Origin of the sequence: Niveispirillum sp. (assembly GCF_052437035.1) — a bacterium.
Lineage (GTDB): Bacteria > Pseudomonadota > Alphaproteobacteria > Azospirillales > Azospirillaceae > Niveispirillum.
Map to the genome: position 1 here is coordinate 179,845 of NZ_JBQVOH010000009.1, position 20,883 is coordinate 200,727.

Annotated in this window: 13 protein-coding genes and 2 tRNA genes; 12 read left to right on the forward strand and 3 right to left on the reverse strand. The window is 62.0% G+C overall.

Annotation, left to right across the window (positions count from 1 at the left end; genetic code table 11):
- Positions 1-75: 75 nt before the first annotated feature.
- Positions 76-1,485, reverse strand: a complete 1,410-nt coding sequence (gene glnA / locus ACT6Q8_RS20435; protein WP_054168982.1) for a type I glutamate--ammonia ligase — start codon at positions 1,483-1,485, stop codon at positions 76-78.
- A 161-nt stretch (positions 1,486-1,646) separates the two neighbouring features.
- Positions 1,647-1,985 carry a P-II family nitrogen regulator gene (locus tag ACT6Q8_RS20440; RefSeq protein ID WP_054168981.1) on the reverse strand — a complete coding sequence of 113 codons (339 nt, stop codon included), beginning with the start codon at positions 1,983-1,985 and terminating at the stop codon, positions 1,647-1,649.
- A gap of 337 nt (positions 1,986-2,322) precedes the next feature.
- Between ACT6Q8_RS20440 and ACT6Q8_RS20445 the strand changes: the two genes are divergently transcribed.
- The 11 genes from ACT6Q8_RS20445 (at position 2,323) to ACT6Q8_RS20495 (ending at position 18,826) form a co-directional block, all read left to right on the forward strand.
- Positions 2,323-2,398 (forward strand) — tRNA-His (locus tag ACT6Q8_RS20445).
- 120 nt (positions 2,399-2,518) lie between these two features.
- Positions 2,519-3,985: an NAD(P)H-hydrate dehydratase gene (locus ACT6Q8_RS20450; RefSeq protein WP_444733979.1), complete on the forward strand. Its 1,467-nt coding sequence runs from the start codon at positions 2,519-2,521 to the stop codon at positions 3,983-3,985.
- A gap of 334 nt (positions 3,986-4,319) precedes the next feature.
- Positions 4,320-4,589 carry a hypothetical protein gene (locus ACT6Q8_RS20455; protein WP_054168979.1) on the forward strand — a complete coding sequence of 90 codons (270 nt, stop codon included), beginning with the start codon at positions 4,320-4,322 and terminating at the stop codon, positions 4,587-4,589.
- Between the two features lie 130 nt (positions 4,590-4,719).
- A complete protein-coding gene (locus tag ACT6Q8_RS20460; RefSeq protein WP_444733980.1) occupies positions 4,720-7,077 on the forward strand; it encodes a 1-deoxy-D-xylulose-5-phosphate synthase N-terminal domain-containing protein in 2,358 nt (785 codons plus the stop codon).
- 114 nt (positions 7,078-7,191) lie between these two features.
- Positions 7,192-7,275, forward strand: a tRNA-Leu gene (locus tag ACT6Q8_RS20465).
- Positions 7,276-7,402: 127 nt separating this feature from the next.
- On the forward strand, positions 7,403-8,743 hold the full coding sequence (gene tig, locus ACT6Q8_RS20470; RefSeq protein WP_444733981.1) for a trigger factor: 1,341 nt from the start codon (positions 7,403-7,405) through the stop codon (positions 8,741-8,743).
- A gap of 70 nt (positions 8,744-8,813) precedes the next feature.
- Entirely contained in the window at positions 8,814-9,437 is a 624-nt protein-coding gene (gene clpP, locus ACT6Q8_RS20475; RefSeq protein ID WP_054168976.1) for an ATP-dependent Clp endopeptidase proteolytic subunit ClpP, read from the forward strand.
- A 240-nt stretch (positions 9,438-9,677) separates the two neighbouring features.
- Positions 9,678-10,943 (forward strand): ATP-dependent Clp protease ATP-binding subunit ClpX, encoded by a 1,266-nt coding sequence (gene clpX, locus ACT6Q8_RS20480; protein WP_054168975.1) that lies wholly within the window; start codon positions 9,678-9,680, stop codon positions 10,941-10,943.
- Between the two features lie 202 nt (positions 10,944-11,145).
- Positions 11,146-11,910, forward strand: coding sequence for an SDR family NAD(P)-dependent oxidoreductase (locus tag ACT6Q8_RS20485; protein WP_444733982.1), 765 nt, complete (start codon positions 11,146-11,148; stop codon positions 11,908-11,910).
- A gap of 618 nt (positions 11,911-12,528) precedes the next feature.
- Positions 12,529-15,465, forward strand: a complete 2,937-nt coding sequence (locus ACT6Q8_RS20490) for a TonB-dependent receptor domain-containing protein (protein ID WP_444733983.1) — start codon at positions 12,529-12,531, stop codon at positions 15,463-15,465.
- Between the two features lie 364 nt (positions 15,466-15,829).
- The gene (locus ACT6Q8_RS20495) at positions 15,830-18,826 is read left to right on the forward strand and encodes a TonB-dependent receptor plug domain-containing protein (protein ID WP_444733984.1); all 2,997 of its coding nucleotides are present in this window, start codon (positions 15,830-15,832) and stop codon (positions 18,824-18,826) included.
- A 77-nt stretch (positions 18,827-18,903) separates the two neighbouring features.
- Here the strand turns inward: ACT6Q8_RS20495 and ACT6Q8_RS20500 are convergent, their stop codons facing one another.
- Positions 18,904-19,494, reverse strand: a complete 591-nt coding sequence (locus ACT6Q8_RS20500; protein WP_054169356.1) for a TetR/AcrR family transcriptional regulator — start codon at positions 19,492-19,494, stop codon at positions 18,904-18,906.
- Positions 19,495-19,693: 199 nt separating this feature from the next.
- On the opposite strand from ACT6Q8_RS20500, the gene ACT6Q8_RS20505 reads away from it, so the two are divergent.
- Complete coding sequence (locus tag ACT6Q8_RS20505; protein WP_444733985.1) at positions 19,694-20,866, forward strand: isovaleryl-CoA dehydrogenase; 1,173 nt, start codon at positions 19,694-19,696, stop codon at positions 20,864-20,866.
- The last annotated feature ends 17 nt before the right edge of the window (positions 20,867-20,883 follow it).

Genomic DNA, 20,883 nt, shown 5'->3' on the forward strand with positions numbered 1-20,883 from the left:
CGAAACCCCCGCCGGTTGCCCGGCGGGGGTCTGCTGATCGTCGCTGAGTGCCGGCCCGTTGCCGGGCCGAAGGCATCAGACGCTGTAGTACATCTTGTACTCGATCGGGTGCGGCGAGGTTTCGAACGCCAGCACTTCTTCCATCTTCAGCTCGATGAAGCTGTCGATCATGTCGTCGGTGAAGACGTCGCCCTTCTTCAGGAAGTCGCGGTCGGCGTTCAGGCTTTCCAGGGCTTCGCGCAGCGAGCGGCAAACCGTCGGGATTTCCTTCAGTTCTTCGGGCGGCAGATCGTACAGGTTCTTGTCCATGGCTTCGCCCGGATGGATCTTGTTCTGGATACCATCCAGACCGGCCATCAGCATGGCGGCGAACGCCAGATAGGGGTTCGCGCCCGGATCGGGGAAGCGGACCTCGACGCGCTTGCCCTTCGGGCTCGACACGTGCGGGATACGGCAGGAAGCCGAACGGTTGCGGCTGGAATAAGCCAGCAGCACCGGTGCCTCATAGCCCGGGACCAGACGCTTGTAGCTGTTGGTCAGCGGGTTGGTGAAGGCGTTCAGGGCGCGGGCATGCTTGATGATGCCGCCGATATAGAACAGGGCGGTTTCCGACAGGTCGGCATACTGGTTGCCGGCGAACAGCGGCTTGCCGTCCTTCCAGATCGACTGGTGGCAGTGCATGCCCGAGCCGTTATCGCCGAACACCGGCTTCGGCATGAAGGTCGCGGACTTGCCGTACTGATGGGCCACATTGTGGACCACATACTTGAACAGCTGCATGCCGTCGGCCATCTTGACCAGCGTGCCGAACTTGACGCCCAGCTCATGCTGCGAGGCGGCCACTTCGTGGTGGTGCTTCTCGACTTCGACGCCCATCTCGGCGAGAACCGTCAGCATCTCGGCGCGCAGGTCCTGGGCGCTGTCGATCGGGGCCACGGGGAAGTAGCCGCCCTTGACGCCTGGACGGTGACCCAGGTTACCGCCTTCGTACGAACGACCGGAATTGTACGGACCCTCTTCGGAGTCGAACTCGTACATGACCTTGTTCATCGAGACTTCGAACTTCACGTCGTCGAACACGAAGAACTCGGCTTCCGGGCCGAAGAACGCGGTGTCGCCGATGCCGGCCGACGCCATGTAGCGCTCAGCGGCCTTGGCGATGGAGCGCGGGTCACGGCTGTAGGGCTGACGGGTGGAGGGCTCCAGCACGTCGCACAGAACGGTCAGCAGCGGCTGGGCCGAGAACGGGTCCATGACGGCCGTCGACAGGTCCGGCAGCAGGGTCATGTCGGACTCGTTGATCGCCTTCCAGCCGGCGATGGACGAGCCGTCGAACATGACGCCGTCGGTCAGCAGATCTTCATCGACAGTGCAGATATGCTGGGAAACGTGGTGAACCTTCCCCTTGATGTCGGTGAAGCGGAAATCGACATACTTGACGTCGTTTTCCTTGATCAGGTCGAAGAACTTGGCCAAATCAGACATAGCCTCTGCTTCCGTGGTTTGAGGTTTGTCGTGGAAGGAACCGGTCCCGGGCTTTTGGGGCCGCCGGTTGGTGGCGTTACCCCATCCCCGGACCATTTGAAAGAAAATTCTGTGCCCTGGTTTCGGGCGCTTCGGATGTTACCGAAACGCCCGAAAAAAAGTCAGATGGCGTCGGGACCGCGCTCGCCGGTGCGGATGCGGATCACCTCTTCCACCGGGGTCACGAAGATCTTGCCGTCGCCGATGCGACCCGTATGGGCGGCCTGCTGGATCGCATCGACGGCGCGTTCCACCAGGCTGTCATCCATGACGACCTCGATCTTCACCTTGGGCAGGAAGTCGACGACATACTCGGCCCCCCGGTAGAGTTCGGTATGGCCCTTCTGGCGGCCAAAGCCCTTGGCTTCGGTCACGGTGATGCCCTTGATCCCCACTTCGTGGAGGGCTTCCTTCACCTCATCCAGCTTGAAGGGCTTGATGATCGCTTCAATCTTCTTCATCGCGTCCCGCAGCTCCAAATTTCGGCACCGGCCCGGCTGTTTCCATCCTGATCGGTGCGACCATACTATAAGCATGCCCCATGCCAGTTGGATGTGGCATGGGATCGCTGGCATTTGATCATGTTTTGCGGGTAATGTGATCAAATAATGTGCAAATATGTGATCACTTTTTAATCGTCAGGCCGAAAAACTGCGCATTAACCAAGCGAAGCGCCTTGTTCAGTGGCAAAGTGCCGTCTCTCCTGCGGCCTTGCTCCAAGCAAGGCGGGCCTGCGATTTTTTGTGAAAGGAATGCTTGACGCCCTGGGGCTGTTGTTGCATAAGGCGGCCTCCGGCGGCGGTGGTAGCTCAGTTGGTAGAGCTCTCGGTTGTGGTCCGAGTGGTCGCGGGTTCGAGTCCCGTCCATCGCCCCATTCTCCCTGCGCGGAGAAATTGGAAAAAAGGCTGCCTTCGGGCGGCCTTTTTCATTTCTGGGCCATGCCCGCCCTGGCGCAGAATGGCCCCATGCTTTCTCCCAAGCTGGAAGACAGGGCATGGCCCAAGAAATCCTGACCGTGGCCCAGATGGTGGCGGCCGACCGCGCCGCCATGCAGGCCGGCATACCCGGCACCCTGCTAATGGAACGCGCGGGCATGGCCGTGGCGCGTGAGGCCGTTATTCTGTGCGGCGGACGGCCCCGGCCTGTCGTCATCCTCTGCGGTCCCGGCAATAATGGGGGCGATGGGTTCGTGGCGGCCCGGCATCTGTCTGCCGCCGGCTGGCCGGTGCGGGTCGGGCTTTTGGGCGACCGTGCGGCGTTGCGCGGGGATGCGGCTTGGGCGGCAGAACGCTGGACCGGCGGTGTGGAACTGGCTTCACCTGACCTGCTGTCCGGTGCCGGTCTGGTGATCGACGCGATGTTCGGGGCAGGGCTGAACCGTCCGCTGGACGGGCAGGCGCTGGCGCTAGTGCAGGCCATGGCGGGGCACGGGGTACCGGTTCTGGCCGTGGATGTGCCCAGCGGTATCAATGGCGATGATGGGATGATTTTGGGTGCGGCACCCGTCGCGGATGTCACCGTCAGCTTCTTCCGGCCCAAACCCGCTCATTACCTTTATCCTGCACGCGGCCATGTCGGGCGACTGGTCATTGCCGATATCGGCATCCCGGCCTCCGTTCTGGCCAGCATCGGCGCGACCGTCCAGGCCAATGGCCCGGCCCTCTGGCGCTCACAATTCCCCAGGCCCTCTGTCACCGGACACAAATATCAGCGCGGCCACGCCCTGATCCTGGGCGGGACGTTGATGACGGGGGCGGCCCGGCTGTCGGCGCGGGCTGCCCTGCGGCTGGGGGCCGGGCTGGTGACGCTGGCCTGTGAGCCGGCGGCACAACTGGTCTACTGCCTGTCCATGCCCAGCCTAATCGCGCAGCCCATTGCCGACGGGGTCGGTTTTTCGGAACTGCTGGCCGATCCGCGCCGCAATGCCGTCTTGCTGGGGCCGGGTGCCGGGACGGGACCGCTTCTGCACGATGCGGTACTGGCCAGCCTGCGCGCAGGAAAGACGGGCGTGCTGGATGCTGATTTTTTCAGCAGCTTCGCCGGGCAGCTTTCGACGCTGCGGCAGGCTGGCCTCAATGACCGCTGGGTACTGACCCCGCATGAAGGGGAGTTTGCGCGGCTGTTCGGTCCGCTGCCGGGTTCCCGCCTGGACCGTGCGCGCCATGCGGCGGCGGAGTCGGGGGCGGTGGTGTTGCTGAAGGGACCGGATACGGTGATCGCGCATCCCGACGGGCGGGTCCGCATCAACCATAATGCACCGCCCGACCTCGCCATTGCGGGTAGTGGCGATGTGCTGTCGGGCCTGATCCTGGCCCTGCTGGCCCAGGGGATGGACCCGTTCGATGCCGCCAGTGCCGGTGCCTGGCTGCATGGCGCTGCGGGCGAATATTGTGGCCGGGGTCTGATCGCCGAGGATCTGCCGGAGGCGGTGCCGGCTGTTCTGAAACAGAATAATCTTTGAAAAACAGTCAGGTAATGTTGTTGCACGTCCCGTCCTGTGCGCGGGGTAACGTCTCCAGGGTTTCGTTTTGGCAACGCCTGGGCGCTAATCTACGCTGTTAAGTATTGCCAGAATGATATCCTAACATCCGATCCGTGTGACGGTGATGTTTCATTGATTTGCCTAAAATCCCCGATAAATCCTGGGAAGATAGTCGCAGGATTCTGTGACATCTTATTGCGCGCACAAAATGAATGCGTTAATTTCCATATACCGGAAAAGCGGTACCACTTTTGGGAAACGGACGGCCAATGGCGGGTCAAGTCCGGGGTGAACCGAAATGGGGGGCGTTACGATGAGCGTGTCGTTGTTCAAGCGTTCCAAACCGTTGGCGGCCCCTGTTCCGGGTGCCGTGTACCAGCGGGTGATCTTCAACACCGTGGAAACGGCCCGCGTGCTGGCCGTGACACAGGACGGTTTTCCGCTCCCCCATGTGCGCTATGTGGCGCGCAATGATGTGGTGGACGGGCCGGACCCGCATGGCCTGCGCCGGGACAAGGGGGCGGTGCGCACCCTGACGGTCGACAGTTTTACGCGGCTGTTCGGCAGCCCGCGCGCGGGCTGATCGTTTCACCTGAGACGAATTTGCTGATATAAGCGCCCATGGGTCTTCCGTCGGCGGTTTGCCTGTTGGCCGGCTTTGGTCGGGCGTGCGGTGACGGGGCCAGATGCCTTCTGTCAGGGACACGTCCACCATGCCCGATATTCGCCCCGCCATCCCCGGTGCCGCCCGCGATGGCCGCCATCTGGCGCATCTGCGCGCGCTGGAGAAAAAGGCGCTGTGGCTGTCCACATGGATGATCCACAATGCCAATCACCTGCGCCCGTCGCGCGATGGGTTGAAGGTGGGCGGGCATCAGGCCTCCAGCGCTTCCATGGTCAGCCTTATGACGGCTTTGTTCTTCGATGTGCTGCGCCCGCAGGACCGGGTCGCGGTGAAGCCCCATGCCAGCCCCGTCTTCCACGCCATCCAATATCTGATGGGTCGGCAGACGCGGGAGAAGATGGAACGGTTCCGCGCCTTTGGCGGTGCCCAATCCTATCCATCGCGCACCAAGGATACCGATGACGTGGATTTTTCCACCGGCTCCGTCGGTCTGGGTGTGGCGGTCACGGCCTTTGCCAGCATGGTGCAGGATTATGTGCGCCTGAAGGGCCTGTCGGATCAGCCCGAGGGCCGCATGGTGGCCCTGGTCGGCGATGCCGAGATGGACGAGGGCAATGTCTTCGAGGCCATGCTGGAAGGTTGGAAGCATGACCTGCGCAATGCCTGGTGGATCATTGATTATAACCGGCAGAGCCTGGATAGCGTCGTTTCCGACAAGCTGTGGGAGCCGATTACCGGCATGTTCCGGTCGCTCGACTGGAATGTCGTCATCATGAAATATGGCCGCCTGCTGGAGGCGGCGTTCTTGGAACCGGGTGGTGAGGCGCTGCGCCAATGGATCGACACCTGTCCGAACCAGCTTTATGCGGCCCTGTGCTTTAAGGGCGGGGCGGCCTGGCGCGAGGCGCTGATCCGCGATCTGGGCACGACCAGCGGCATCCGGGGACTGCTGGACAGTCATGATGATGCGATGCTGGCGCGGTTGATGACCAATCTGGCCGGCCATGACCTGCCGACCATCCTGGACACTTTCCATGCCGCCGCCAACGGCCCGGATGCCGAACGCCCGGCCTGTTTCGTGGCCTATACGGTCAAGGGCATGGGGCTACCGTTCCAGGGGCACAAGGATAACCATTCCGGCCTGATGAACCTGGAGCAGATGGCCGCCTTCAAGGCGCAGTGCGGCATCAAGGACGGCCAGGAATGGGAACCGTTTGCGGGCCTGGACGTGGATGTGGAGGACCTGAAGCGCTTCCTGACGGAGGAGGTGCCTTTCACCGCCACCCCAACGCGCCGCCTGTCTGCCGGATTTGTACCGGTACCGGAACGACTTGATGTTTCGGTAACGGAACGGATGAGCACACAGGAGGGATTCGGCAAGGTCCTGGCCGAGCTGGCCAAGGGCGACACCGAACTGGCATCACGCATCGTGACGACCAGCCCGGACGTCACTGTCTCCACCAACCTGGGTGCCTGGGTCAACCGGCGCGGCCTGTTCGACCGGCATGAACGGCACGACATCTTCAAGGAACAGAAGGTCGTGTCGGCGCAGCGCTGGCAGGGCGATCCGCAGGGCCAGCATATCGAACTGGGCATCGCCGAACATAATCTGTTCCTGATGCTGGCGGCCCTGGGCCTCAGCCATGATTTGTTCGGGGCGCGGCTGCTGCCGGTGGGTACGCTTTATGATCCGTTCGTGATGCGCGGGCTGGATGCGTTCAACTACGCCCTTTATCAGGACTCGCGCTTCATGCTGGTCGCGACACCCAGCGGCGTGACCCTGGCGCCGGAGGGCGGGGCGCATCAATCCATCGCCACCCCCCTGATCGGCATGGGCCTGCCGAAACTGTCCAGCTTTGAACCTGCCTATGTCGATGAACTGGCGGTCATCATGCGCTGGGGGTTCGCGCACATGCAGAAACCCGATGGCGGCAGCCTCTATCTGCGCCTGTCCACACGCAGCCTGGAGCAGCCGTCTCGCCCGCTGGACGCCGAGGCGGTCATTGATGGCGGCTATTGGCTGCGTCCGCCGGCACCGGATGCCGATCTGACCCTCATCTATATGGGTGCCCTGGCGCCGGAGGTGCTGTCCGCGCATGCGCAGCTGCTGGAGGATGTGCCGGGTGCCGGCCTGCTGGCCGTGACGTCGGCGGACCGGCTGCATCAGGGCTGGATGGCCGCGCGCCGCGCACGGCAGGCGGGGCAAGTGGCGGTGGCGCCGGTGGAGCGTCTGCTGTCCGCCCTGCCTGCAACGGCGCGTCTCGTCACCATCACCGATGGACACCCATCCGCCTTGTCCTGGCTGGGCGGGGTGCGGGGGCACAAGGTGGCTGCACTGGGGGTGGAAACCTTTGGTCAATCTGCCGATCTGCCCGACCTTTACGCCGCCCTGCGCCTGGATGCGGATGCCATCATCGATGCCGTCGCGCGGGTGCTGCTGGAATAGGTACGGCACCTTTATCGCGGGCACGACTGCCCTGGCAGATTCCGCGCTTGGCGAGCCTTAAACAGCTTGCTATACGGTGCGCTCCCACGGGCGGCCTCATGGTTTGCCTGACGGGCGGGCGTGGCGGAATGGTAGACGCGCTGGATTTAGGTTCCAGTGTCGAAAGACGTGGGGGTTCAAGTCCCTTCGCCCGCACCACGAGTTTTGAGTTTTGACCCGCAACCCACCGCGGAAGCCGGAAATCCGGCCCACCCGCGGGAGCTTCGGTCCCTGTTAAAGGCAGAGGGGGCTGGGGCGAACAGACAGAAGACAGGCATTTCGTCCCATGCAGATCACCGAGACCAGCGCTGAAGGCCTCCGCCGCGACTTCAAGGTCGTCATCACGGCCCAGGATATCGAATCGCGGGTGCAGACCCGGCTGACCGAGGTCGGCAAGACCGTGAAGATCCCGGGCTTCCGCCCCGGCAAGGTCCCGATGCCGATCCTGAAGCAGCGCTATGGCCAGTCGGTCATGGGCGAAGTTCTGGAAGCCGCCGTCAATGATGGCGCCCAGAAGGCCGTCTCCGACAACAACCTGCGTCCGGCCCTGCAGCCCAAGATCGAAGTGCTGAAGTTCGATCCGGGTCAGGACCTGGAATTCGCCGTGCAGGTTGAGCTGCTGCCCGAGATCGAACCGGCGGACCTGTCTGCCGTCGAGATCGAGAAGCCGGTTGCCGCCGTCGCCGATGACACCGTGACGGAAGCGCTGGGCCGTCTGTCGAAGGGTCGCCGGACCACCGAGAAGGTCGAGGAAGATCGCGCCGCCGTGACCGGCGACATCCTGCTGATCGACTTCGACGGTTCCGTCGATGGCGAGAAGCGTCCTGGCATGAAGGGCGACGATTATGAGCTGGAGCTGGGCTCCGGTTCCTTCATCCCCGGCTTCGAGGACCAGCTGGTCGGCGCCAAGGCCGGCAGCGATGTCAGCGTCAATGTTTCTTTCCCGGCTGAATACCACGCTGCCGAGCTGGCCGGTAAGGCCGCTGTCTTCGAGGTGAAGGTCAAGGAAATCCGCGTCGGTAAGGATGCCGAGCTGAATGACGACCTGGCCAAGACCTTCGGCTTCGACGATCTGGAAGCCCTGAAGGCCGCCATCAAGGAGCGCACCGAAGGCGAGTATGGCCAGACCTCGCGTCTGCGTGCCAAGCGCGCCCTGCTGGACAAGCTGGCCGAGCTGCACAGCTTCGACGTTCCGGCCGGTATGGTCGAGATCGAGTTCGAGCAGATCTGGAAGCGCCTGCAGGAAGAACTGGCCCGCGGTGGTGCGGACGCCGAGGACGAAGGCAAGAGCGAAGACGACCTGAAGGCCGAGTATCGCGACATTGCTGTCCGGCGCGTACGTCTGGGCTTGCTCCTTTCCGAAATCGGTCGCCGTAACAATATCACTGTTTCGCGCGAGGAGCTGCAGAAGGCCATGTTCGACGAGGTTCGTCGCTATCCGGGCCAGGAGCAGCAGGTTTTCGAGTTCTTCCAGAAGAACCCGCAGGCCGTTGAAAGCCTCCGCGCGCCGATTTACGAGGATAAGGTTGTCGACTTCATCCTCGGAACCGTTAAGGTGAACGAAGTGACCGTGTCGGTTGAAGAGCTGATGCGCGATCCGGACGAGGACGAAGTGGCCGCCGCCTGAGGCAGCCATATAGTACCGCGGGGGCCAATCCAGGACCCCGCGGCTTCTGGTTAGGAGCGAAGCAGGGATCATGATTGAACCGCAGATGAACGCGCTGGTTCCCATGGTGGTCGAGCAGACCAACCGCGGCGAACGGGCATACGACATCTACTCCCGCCTCCTGAAGGAACGGATCATCTTCCTGGTCGGTGGCGTGAACGATGCCGTGGCCAGCTTGGTCTGTGCCCAGCTTCTGTTCCTGGAAGCTGAGAATCCGACCAAGGAAATCTCCTTCTACATCAACTCGCCGGGCGGTTACGTGACGGCAGGGTTGGCGATTTATGACACGATGCAGTATATCCGCTGCCCCGTGGCGACCATCTGCATGGGCCAGGCCTCTTCCATGGGTGCTCTGCTGCTGGCCGGTGGTGGCAAGGGTAAGCGCTTCTCGCTGCCCAACAGCCGAATCATGATCCACCAGCCCTCGGGCGGGGCACAGGGTCAGGCGGCCGATATCGAGATTCAGGCCCAGGAAATCCTGCGCCTGCGTGAGCGGCTCAACGAGATTTTCGTGAAGCACACGGGCCAGAGCCTGGATGTCATTGAAAAGGCTGTGGAACGTGACAAGTTCATGAGCCCGGAGGAGGCCAAGGCTTTCGGGATCATCGATGAGGTGATCGCTGGCCGTCCGGGTGGTCTCACCCAGGTGGCGTAAAGCGGAAGCGGTGGCGAACAAGTATATATTGATCCCGCCGCTTTGGGTGTTGTTGAATAGGTGTGTAGAGGGCGTCACTGTCAGCCCTGGGGTTCCGCCTCCCGTCACTGGGATGGACCGGGAACCGGAGAAGGCAAGGACGCCCCCTGAAGCAGGCATCCCGCAGGGGTGTTGGGGCGTATCGGTCGGGGGCCAGCCGGGCCACCTTCCATGCGCCATCCGGTGATGTACGGAGCGCAAATGACCAAGTCGACCGGCGGCGACAGCAAGAATACCCTCTACTGCTCTTTCTGCGGAAAGAGCCAGCATGAGGTGCGCAAGCTCATTGCCGGCCCCACCGTGTTCATCTGCGATGAATGCGTCGAGCTGTGCATGGACATCATCCGCGAGGAAAACAAGACCACGCTGGTGAAGTCCCGCGACGGTGTGCCGTCCCCGCGCGATATCAGCACGGTGCTGGATGATTATGTGATTGGTCAGGAGCATGCCAAGCGCGTGCTGTCCGTGGCCGTGCATAACCATTACAAGCGCCTGGCCCATGGCGCGAAGCATAATGATGTGGAACTGGCCAAGTCGAACATCCTGCTGGTGGGTCCCACCGGTTCGGGTAAGACGCTGCTGGCGCAGACCCTGGCCCGCATCATCGACGTGCCCTTCACCATGGCCGATGCCACGACCCTGACCGAAGCCGGTTATGTGGGCGAGGATGTCGAGAACATCATCCTGAAGCTGCTTCAGGCCGCCGATTACAATGTGGAGCGGGCGCAGCGCGGCATCGTCTATATCGACGAGGTCGACAAGATCAGCCGCAAGTCCGACAACCCGTCCATCACGCGTGACGTGTCGGGTGAGGGCGTGCAGCAGGCCCTGCTGAAGATCATGGAAGGCACGGTTGCCTCCGTGCCGCCGCAGGGTGGGCGCAAGCATCCGCAGCAGGAATTCCTGCAGGTGGACACGACCAACATCCTGTTCATCTGTGGTGGCGCCTTCGCCGGCCTGGAAAAGATCATCGCCGCGCGCGGCAAGGGCACCTCCATCGGCTTTGGTGCCGATGTCCGTGGCCCGGACGAGCGGCGCATGGGCGATGTCCTGCGCGAGGTGGAGCCCGAGGATCTGCTGAAGTTCGGCCTGATTCCTGAGTTCGTTGGCCGCCTGCCGGTTCTGGCTACCCTGCATGATCTGGACGAAGCCGCCCTGATCGAGATTCTGTCCAAGCCGAAGAACGCACTGGTCAAGCAGTACCAGCGCCTGTTCGAGATGGAGGACGTGAAGCTCACGGTGCATGAGGAGGCCCTGCGTTCCATCTCCCGCAAGGCGATTGAGCGTAAGACCGGTGCCCGTGGTCTGCGGTCCATCATGGAAAGCATCCTGCTTGATCCCATGTATGATCTGCCCGGCCTGACAGGTGTCGAGGAGATCGTGGTCAATAAGGAAGTGGTGGAGGGCCGCGCCAAGCCGCTCTACATCTATTCCGACCGCGCCAACCAGGCAGCGCCCGGCGCCTGATCCCGGTCTGGCTCTCAGTAAGAAAAGGGCGGTCCCGCTTGGGGCCGCCCTTTTTGATTCTACCGCCTGTTTCCACCGTACGGGGATTCATGCACCTCCACTGTTCGAACTTCCAAATTGCCCGTGCGGCTTTGCACTGGGATAGTGCCACATAGGATAAGCGGGCTGACCGGTCCCGGAACGATGGCAAGGGAGTGAGACAATGGACATCAAGGGCGTTTCCGCGATCATCAGTGGCGGTGGCTCCGGCCTTGGGGCCGCCACGGCGCGCGCACTGGCGGCTGGTGGGGCCAAGGTGGCGCTGCTGGATGTCAATGTGGATGCGGCGAATGCCGTTGCGGCAGAGATTGGCGGCATCGCGGTGAAGTGCGATGTCACCAGCGGTGATAGCGCCCAGGCGGCCATCGCCGCTGCTGCTGCTGCCCACGGCCCGGCCCGCATTGCCGTCAATTGCGCGGGTATCGCTCCGCCGGCGAAGATCGTGGGCCGCGATGGCCCACACGATCTGGACCTGTTCCGAAAGGTGATTGAGGTCAACCTGATCGGCACCTTCAACATGCTGCGTCTGGCCGCCGCCGGCATGCAGGGGCTGGAGCCGGTGACCGCCGATGGCGAACGGGGCGTGATCATCAATACCGCCTCTGTCGCGGCCTTTGACGGCCAGATCGGGCAGGCCGCGTATGGCGCGTCGAAGGGGGGCGTGCATGCGCTGACCCTGCCGGCGGCCCGTGAACTGGCCCGCAGCGGCATCCGTGTGGTCACCATTGCGCCGGGCATCTTCCTGACGCCGATGATGCTGGGCCTTCCGCAGGACGCGCAGGACAGCCTGGGCAAGCAGGTGCCGTTCCCGTCCCGCCTGGGCAAGCCGGAGGAATATGCCTCTCTGGCCCTGCATATCGTGGCCAACAGCATGATCAATGGCGAGACGATCCGTCTGGATGGTGCCATCCGCATGGCGCCGAAGTAAAAGTTTCCCGCAAGGATCGAACGTCATGAAGGGCGACCCCAGGTGGGTCGCCTTTTTTGTTTACCGGTCACAGCGGGCATTGGCGCCGTTGCCGGCATGATTCGCGAAATCTGATCATCGTGCCGACAACCCGGCTATCAGGGCTGGATCGGTGCGCGGGCAGGGGTGTCCCGGGCCGGCAGATCGCAGGTCGTATCCTGTTGCAGATACGTAATGAAATCATCCTTCTCAATAATGTTAATAGATCAATAGGCCTAGTCCGTTAGGCGTATGCGTCGGCGCCAGATAATGTTACTGAATTGTATCATATTGTATCAAAATCAATACAAAACGTCGAATATAAGATTACATACCAAAAAATATGAAAGTTTCCACAAGAAACATTAATTATCCTAAAAAGATACTTTCGATTTCGGGGAGTCTTATTTTTAGTATTAATAAACTTTAACCATTCTCTATCAAGTTAAGTTGCTTATGTGCAACATCAGAATCACAAATTAGTTACACGCAGGCTGAGCTATTGCGCTGTTGCATCCGTGCGTCATTTTCCAAATTCCATTGGGTCTATGCCGATAGATATAAGACGGCAGGCCCCAGCAATCCGGAGAGGGATTAACGATGAAGATGGTTCAGGGGCGTTCGTCGCGCCGTTTCCAGCGGGGCCTGCTGTTGGGTGCCGCCATTGGTCTGGCCGCGACCGGTGTGGCCGGCGCGCAGGAATTGCAGCTTGAGGAAATCGTGGTGACCGGTTCGCGTATTGCGCGTCCGGAACTGACCAGCTCCAGCCCCGTCACGGTCGTCGATGCCGCCGCGTTTGAGCAGGCCGGTGCCGCCACCGTTGACAGCGTGCTGAACGAACTGCCGCAGATCATCCCCGCTCTGGGCGCCTTCTCCAACAATGGCGGTAACGGTTCGGCCACCGTCGACCTGCGCGGCATCGGTTCGGCCCGCACCCTGGTGCTGGTCAATGGCCGCCGCTACATCCCCACCAACGGCACCGGCACCGTCGACCTGAACAACGTCCCGGCCTCGCTGATCAAGCAGGTGCAGGTTCTGACGGGCGGCGCTTCCGCTGTGTATGGTTCGGACGCCATCTCCGGCGTCGTCAACTTCATCCTCCAGGATGACTTCAAGGGCGCAAAGGCCAGCGCGCGCTATGGCGTCACCAAGGAAGGTGATGGCAAGGAACGCAACATCAACCTGACCATCGGCACCGGTTCCGATGATGGCAAGTCCAACCTGACCCTGTTCGCGGAATACAATAAGCGCGACGACGTGATGGCTGGCGATCGCGACTATTCCAAGCAGGCGATCACCGAAGGTGTCGTTGACGGCAAGCCGACGATCCTGTTCAGCGGCTCCTCCACCGCCCCCGGCGCCCGTCTGGCCCGTGGCACTACCGTGCTGACCTGGGACGCCAATGGCGTGCCGCGCAATTTCAACAGCACCCGTACCACCAGCAGCGCCGGCGATCTCTATAACTTCTCGCCCGTGAACTATCTGCGCGTCCCGCAGGAGCGCCTGTCGCTTTTCGCGCTGGGCAATCATGAGTTCAACGATAATTTCAAGATTTACGAAGAGTTCAACTTCGTCACCAACCGCGTGCCGCTGCAGCTGGCCGAAACGCCCGCCGTGATCCCGCAGCCGCGTCCCGGCGTGCCTCCCATCCGCATCAACCTGACCAATCCGCTGCTGACGGCCCAGACGGTTACCCAGCTGCGTGCCCTGTATCCGGCCTCTGCTGATCCGACCTTCGTGGCACCGGCTGGCTTTACCGCCAACGACTATGCCTCGATCACGACGGCCAATGCCCTGTCCCGCCGTATGACAGAACTGGGTCCCCGCGAGCAGGATAACAACCAGAACGCCTTCAACAGCACGACCGGTATCAAGGGCGACCTGATCGGCGGCTTCACCTATGACACCTACTTCACGTTCGGCCGCGTCACCCGTGACGTCATCGTCCGTAACGACGTGTCATCGGCCCGTCTGCGTCAGGCCCTGAACGCCACGCGTGATGCCGCCGGCAAGGCGATCTGCGTGGATGCCACGGCCCGCGCCCAGGGTTGCGTGCCCATCGATATCTTCGGCCCGGGCCGCATCAGCAAGGAAGCCGCTGCCTACGTCCGTACCGACACCAACCGCGTCCAGGAATTCGAGCAGCAGGTCTGGAATGGCGCCATCAGCGGCGATCTGTTCGAACTGCCGGCGGGTCCCGTGGGCGTGGCGTTCGGCGGCGAATGGCGCAAGAACAAGTATTTCGACCGCGTGGATGACAGCATCCGCACGGGCGACATCCTGGGCTTCAACCCCGCCCTGTCTTCGTCGGGTTCGTTCGATGTCTGGGAAGGGTTTGCTGAAACCTACATCCCGCTGGTCACCGATCAGCCGTTCTTTGAGAACCTGTCCGCCGAAGCCGCCATCCGCTATTCCGACTATTCGTCGGTTGGCGCTGTCCAGACCTGGAAGGCCGGCATGGAATGGTCGCCGGTCAAGGATATCGGCTTCCGTGGTCAGTTCCAGTCTGCCATCCGTGCACCGAACGTGCTGGAGCTGTATCAGGGCGGTGCCGTCGGCTTCCCGACCCTGAACTCCACCGTCGATCCCTGCCTGCTGTCCACCGCTGCCGGCTATGACGCTGCATTCTGCCGCAGCCAGGGCGTGCCGGCGGCCAGCGTCGGCACCACGGCCTTCAACAATGCCCGTCCCACGCAGTTCCAGCAGTTGAGCCAGGGCGCGTCTGTTGCCGGCTTCAACCTGACCGAGGAACAGTCCAAGACCTGGACCATCGGTGCGGTGCTGACGCCGTCCTTCCTGCCGGAACTCACGGCCACGGTTGACTGGTGGCAGATCAAGCTGGATGACGCCATCGGCGGCTTCGGTGGTGGTGCGGCGGGCGTGGTCCGCGACTGCTTCACCAACAAGAACCTGCAGAGCGCGACCTGCCAGGCCATCACCCGTACTGGTGACGGTTACCTGGCCATCGTCCAGGTCCCGACCGTCAACAATGCCGGTCTGAAGACCTCCGGTGTGGATCTGGGCTTCACTTGGCGTCAGGACCTGCCGGAAAGCCTGGCCATCGACGGCGAGGGCCAGTTCCGCGTCAAGACGGACGTGTCCTGGCGTGACAAGTTCGATGTGCAGCCCGCCATCAACGGCACCATCTACAAGTGCGCCGGCTATGGCGGTACCAACATATGCGGCGAGCCGATCCCGGAATGGAAGGCCACCACGACCTTCACGTACCAGAGCGGCCCGGTGACGGCGTCGGTGCAGTGGAACTATATCGGTTCCTGGAAGAACGATGCCATCCTGTTCGGTACCAACCCGACCACGCTGGTCTATCCGAAGGTCGGTTCCTACAACCTGTTCGATCTGTCCGGTTCGTACGAGGTTGTCGAGGGTGTCGCCGTGTCGGCCGGTGTCACCAACCTGTTCGACAAGCAGCCGCCGATGCTGCCCGACACCATGATCGGTTCCCAGCAGAACAGCTTCACCAACACGTATGACGCGTTGGGGCAGCGGTTCTTTATCTCGACCTCGGTCAAGTTCTGATCCCGGTCGTCATCTCTGCTTCATCACTCACGGCGGGTCCCTCGGGACCCGCCGTTTTTCTTTTGGCGGGGATGGTGCCAATGGCTGTAACAAATGAAATATACAACAGCTGTCTGCTCGACAGATTTTGGATGGTTAAAGAGAAGTGAATTTGTACTTGTTTGGTTCAGTTGTTTTTTGTTTTGTCGTTGCAAAGATTTTTGCAAATTTGAAATCAATGGTGTTAAATATAACACGACCACTTGATTTGGATTCTTGGATGACGATTATTATTTGATCAACATGCTTCTGCGATGTCTCAATCGCGGCCTTACCACGCCCTCGCCATAGAAGAACCGGCGGGGCGCAATCGGAGAGGCATGCAATGACAAAGACGGACAGCAAGACCATACGCGCGCTACGCGGACTTCTGATGCTGGGGGCGGCGGTCGGAATGACGGGCACCGCCATGGCCCAGGAGCAGTTGGAAGAGATCGTCGTTACCGGTTCGCGCATTGCGCGCACCAACCTGAATTCCACGGTGCCGTTGAATGTGGTGGGCGAGACGGAAATCCGCTTCGCCGGTTTCACCAATCTGGCCGATGCCGTGTCCGCCGCGCCGCAACTGGCGCCGGCCCTGAATGGGCAGTCCTCGGGCGGCTTCCTGTTTGTGGGCGGGCAGAGCCGCGTCGATCTGCGCGGCCTGGGTACCAACCGCACGCTGGTGCTGGTGGATGGCAAGCGCCACATCACGGGCGCGCTCGACAGCTCCGCCGTCGATCTGAACACCATCCCGACCAGCATGGTGCAGCGTACGGAAATCATCACCGGCGGTGCGTCCGCCGTGTACGGTTCAGAGGCCGTGGCCGGCGTGGTCAACGTCCTGCTGCGCAAGGATTTCCAGGGTGTGGAAGTCGACAGCTCCTATGGCATCACCGAACATGGTGACGGGCAGGAGATGCAGCACAGTGCCGTGTTCGGCGCGAAATTCGACGAGGGCAAGGGTTATATCCTGGCCGGCGTGGAATATACCAAGGTCGATAGCGTCCTCGCTGATGACCGCAACTGGGCCAGCCCCGGCATCACCTTCAACACGCTGGTGACGCCCAATACCTCCATCCAGAACCCGAAGAGCCGTACGGGCCGTGGCGGTGTGTTCCGCACCCTGGTCGCCAATCCGGGCGCCGGTCCGCTGGCCGCCAACGCGCAGGCCGGCGTGTCGATCGATTTTGAGACGCGGTCGGTTCAGGGTCTGAATGCCAACTGTCTGGCCCCGCGCAACAACCCGACGGCTGCCACCCCGCTCTGCGATGATCCTTCGCTGGATTACACGTCGATCTATACGACGCTGCAGGGGGAGAGCGAGCGTCTGCTGGGCCGTGCCTATGGGTCGTACCAGATCAATGATTACGTGAAGATGACGGCGGAAATCGGCGCCGCCAGTGTCGACAGCTCCAACCCGCGCGCCCAGCCGGCCTTCACGGGCACGGCCTCGTTCCGTCACAATGTTCGTCGTGACAATGCCTTCCTGGCCGGAACCAGCGCGAACGCCGTCGAACTGCGTCGCATCTTCGACGCCAATGGCCTGACGGCGCCCACCGCGTCGGCGGAACTGTACCGTTTCACGGAAGAATTCGGTCAGCGCGTGATCGAACAGCAGCGCGACATGATCCGCACCGTGATCGGCTTCGAAGGCGATTTCGAGGCGGGCGACCGCACCGTCAAGTGGGACACCTACTACCAGTACGGCCAGCTGGACGGTAAGTCGCTGAACCGTGGTCAGTTCAACAAGGACCGCTATGCCCGTCAGCTGGATTCGGTGATCGATCCCGCCACGGGTCGCCCGATCTGCCGCGACCTGCTGTCCACCGACGCCGGTGTCCGCGCTGCCGCCGCCGGCTGTATCCCGTTCGACTGGTTGAACGGACCCAGCCAGGCCGCCATCGATTACTCCAAGGCGACCTCCGTCACCATCGGTCAGGCCAGCCAGCAGGTGGCCGCGTTCAACGTGACCACCGACCTGTTCGACCTGCCGGCAGGCCCGCTGGGCATCGCCGTCGGTGCCGAGTACCGCGAGGAGAAGTCGGATCAGGAAACCGACAGCGCCACCGCCCAGGGCCTGCTGTTCACCAACGCCATTCCGCGCCGCAAGGGTGGCTATGACGTTGCCGAATATTACGCCGAAGCGCTGGTCCCGCTGCTGTCCGACATGTTCCTGGCCAAGGAACTGACCCTGGATGGTGCCTATCGCTGGGCCGATTACAGCACGGTTGGCGGTGTCAGCCAGTGGAAGGTGGGTCTGGATTACACCCCCGTCGATGATATTCGCTTCCGTGGCACCTATTCGGAATCGGTGCGCGCCCCGAACATCATCGAACTGTATGCCCCCACGGGTGAGAATTTCACGGGCACGCAGCAGGACCCCTGCGACCGTTCCCGTGTCGCCACGCTGACCGGTGAGGCCCGAAATATCCGCGTCGCCAACTGCACGCGCGATATCCCCGGCTATAACGCCGCCACGTTCGACAGCAATATCGGCACGGGCCGTTCCTCCCTGCGCCTTTTGCAGGGCGGCAACGTCAACCTGAATGAGGAAACGGCAGAGACCTTCACTATTGGTACGGTCATTCAGCCGACCTTCCTGGATGGTTTCTCGGCCACCGTCGATTACTACGACATCAACATCAAGGACGCGATCAACCTGCCGGCCCTGTCGGGCGTGTTCCAGGCCTGCTATGACACGGCCGGCGGCAGCCCGCTTTGCCAGCTGATCGTGCGTGACCAGACCGGTGCGCGGACCAATGTCGTTGGCGGTGTCGACAGTGTCAGCCTGACCCAGTCCAACATTGCCAGCTTTAAGAACCGTGGCATCGACTTCTCGGTTGCTTATGGTTTTGACCTGAAGGACATGCTGGACGCGGCCAAGGATGACAGCCGTATCGACCTGAGCCTCCAGGGTACGCACCTGTTGCAGTACGATTTCGTTGCCCAGGCCGGGCAGGCGGCACGCAAGTATGCCGGTACCGCCGGCACCCCGTCCTGGAAGCTGTCGGGTACCGCCAGCTATTCCGACGATGTCTTCACCTTCGCCTGGACTACCCGGTTCGAAGACAATCAGGTGGCGGACGAAACCCTGCTGCCGATTGCCGATGGCCAGCCGCTGCCGCGTATCCCGTTCTACACGGGCGACGTCTGGTACCATGATGTCCGCGTGCTCTATAAGGTCACGCAGGATCTGGTGCTGCGCGCCGGCGTGCAGAACGTGATGAATGACCGTCCGCCGAACCACCCGACGGTCTATCAGGGTACCGGTAGCGCCACGTCCGGCAACTGGGACAATCGTGGCCGGTTCTTCTACGCCGGTGTGAATGTGAAGTTTTAAGTTCAAGGGCAGGGGCGGACCCACGCCGCCCGCTGTTTCCATCTTTCAGGCCGCGACCTTCCGGGTCGCGGCCTTTTTTATGCAACGATGCCGCGCAGGATCAGGTCGCGGTGCAGGGTGGCCACCTGTTCGGCGGATTTGCGGCCTGACGGCTGGTACCAGGAGCAGATGCCGGTCAGCATGGATAAGATGGCATAGGCCGCGATGGTCGGCTCATCCACACGCAGCGACCCATCCGCGCCCCCCCGGCGCAGGATGTCGATCAGCACGCCCTCATACTGCTTGCGCAGGCCCACGATCACCGAATGGTTGGGGGCTTCCAGGCTGCGCAATTCCGAATTGGCGATGAACACCTGCTCCCGCCGGGTGATATGATACCCGACATGGAAGGCGATGAAGGCTTCAAGCTGCGCCAGGGGTGCGGCCCCCGCCGGTACCGCTTGTTCCACCTCCGCCAGCAGGGTGGTCATATGGTCATGGACCAGATCGAACAGGATGTCCTGCTTGTTGCGGACATGGTTGTAGAGCGACCCCGGCTGGATGCCGACGGCGTCGGCCAGCTGGCGCAGCGTGATTGCCTCATACCCCTTGCGATAGATCAGGGTCAGCGCCGCCTTGCGGATCGCTTCCATGGTTTTCGGCCCATGGCTGCCGGCGGTACGGGCCATCAACGGCCTCTCTTCATTGACAGAATCATCCTTGGCGCAAACTGCGGCGGGGAAGGGGGTGCCGTCAACCGGAATTCACGCATGCATCCTGCGGCGAGGCCCGCAGGATTCCTTGTTGAAATGGCTACTAAAAAAACGTATGACCGTTTCTATAAACGCCCCTGATCCGGGCTGACAATCAAGAGAGGATGCCCCGCACATGCTGCGCAACAGCCTGCCCCTGTTCGATTTCGGCCTTGGTGAGACGGCGGACGCGCTGCGCGATGCCGTGGCGTGCTTTTCGGCGGATGAGATTGCGCCGCGCGCGGCGGAGATCGACCGCACCGATCAGTTCCCCATGGACCTGTGGAAGAAGATGGGCGACTTGGGTGTGCTGGGCGTGACAGCGGAAGAGGAATATGGCGGTGCCGGCATGGGCTATATCGAGCATATGGTGGCGATGGAGGAAATCTCCCGCGCCTCGGCCTCGGTCGGCCTGTCCTATGGCGCGCATTCCAATCTCTGCGTCAACCAGATCCGCCTGAACGGCAATGCCGACCAGAAGGGCCGTTACCTGCCCAAGCTGATCAGCGGTGATTTCGTGGGCGCGCTGGCGATGAGCGAGCCGGGGGCCGGTTCGGACGTCGTGTCCATGCGCCTGCGCGCCGACAAGAAGGGTGATCGCTACGTCCTGAACGGCACCAAGATGTGGATCACCAACGGGCCAGACGCTGACGTCCTGGTCGTCTATGCAAAAACCGACCCCGATGCCGGCCCGCGTGGCATCACCGCCTTTCTGGTGGAAAAGGGCTTTAAGGGCTTCTCGGTCGCGCAAAAGCTGGACAAGCTGGGCATGCGCGGCAGCCACACGGGCGAGCTGGTGTTCGAGGATTGCGAAATCCCGGAAGAGAATGTGCTGGGTCGCTTGAATGGCGGTGTCGGCGTGCTGATGTCCGGCCTGGATTATGAACGTGCGGTTCTGGCTGCCGGCCCGCTGGGCATCATGCAGGCCTGCATGGATGTGGTTGTGCCCTATATTCATGAGCGCAAGCAGTTCGGGCAGTCGATTGGCGAGTTCCAGCTGATCCAGGGTAAGGTGGCGGACATGTATGTCGCGCTGAATTCCTGCCGCGCCTATGTTTATGCCGTCGGTCGTGCGGCGGATGCCAAGCGCATCACCCGTAAGGACGCCGCCGGTGCCATCCTGCTGGCTGCCGAAAAGGCGACGCAGCTGGCCCTGGACGCCATCCAGATCCTTGGCGGCAACGGCTATATCAACGAATACCCGACGGGCCGCCTGCTGCGCGATGCCAAGCTGTACGAAATCGGCGCCGGTACCAGCGAAATCCGCCGCATGCTGATCGGGCGCGAGCTGTTCAAGGAAACGGCGTAACAGCTGACGCAATTTCC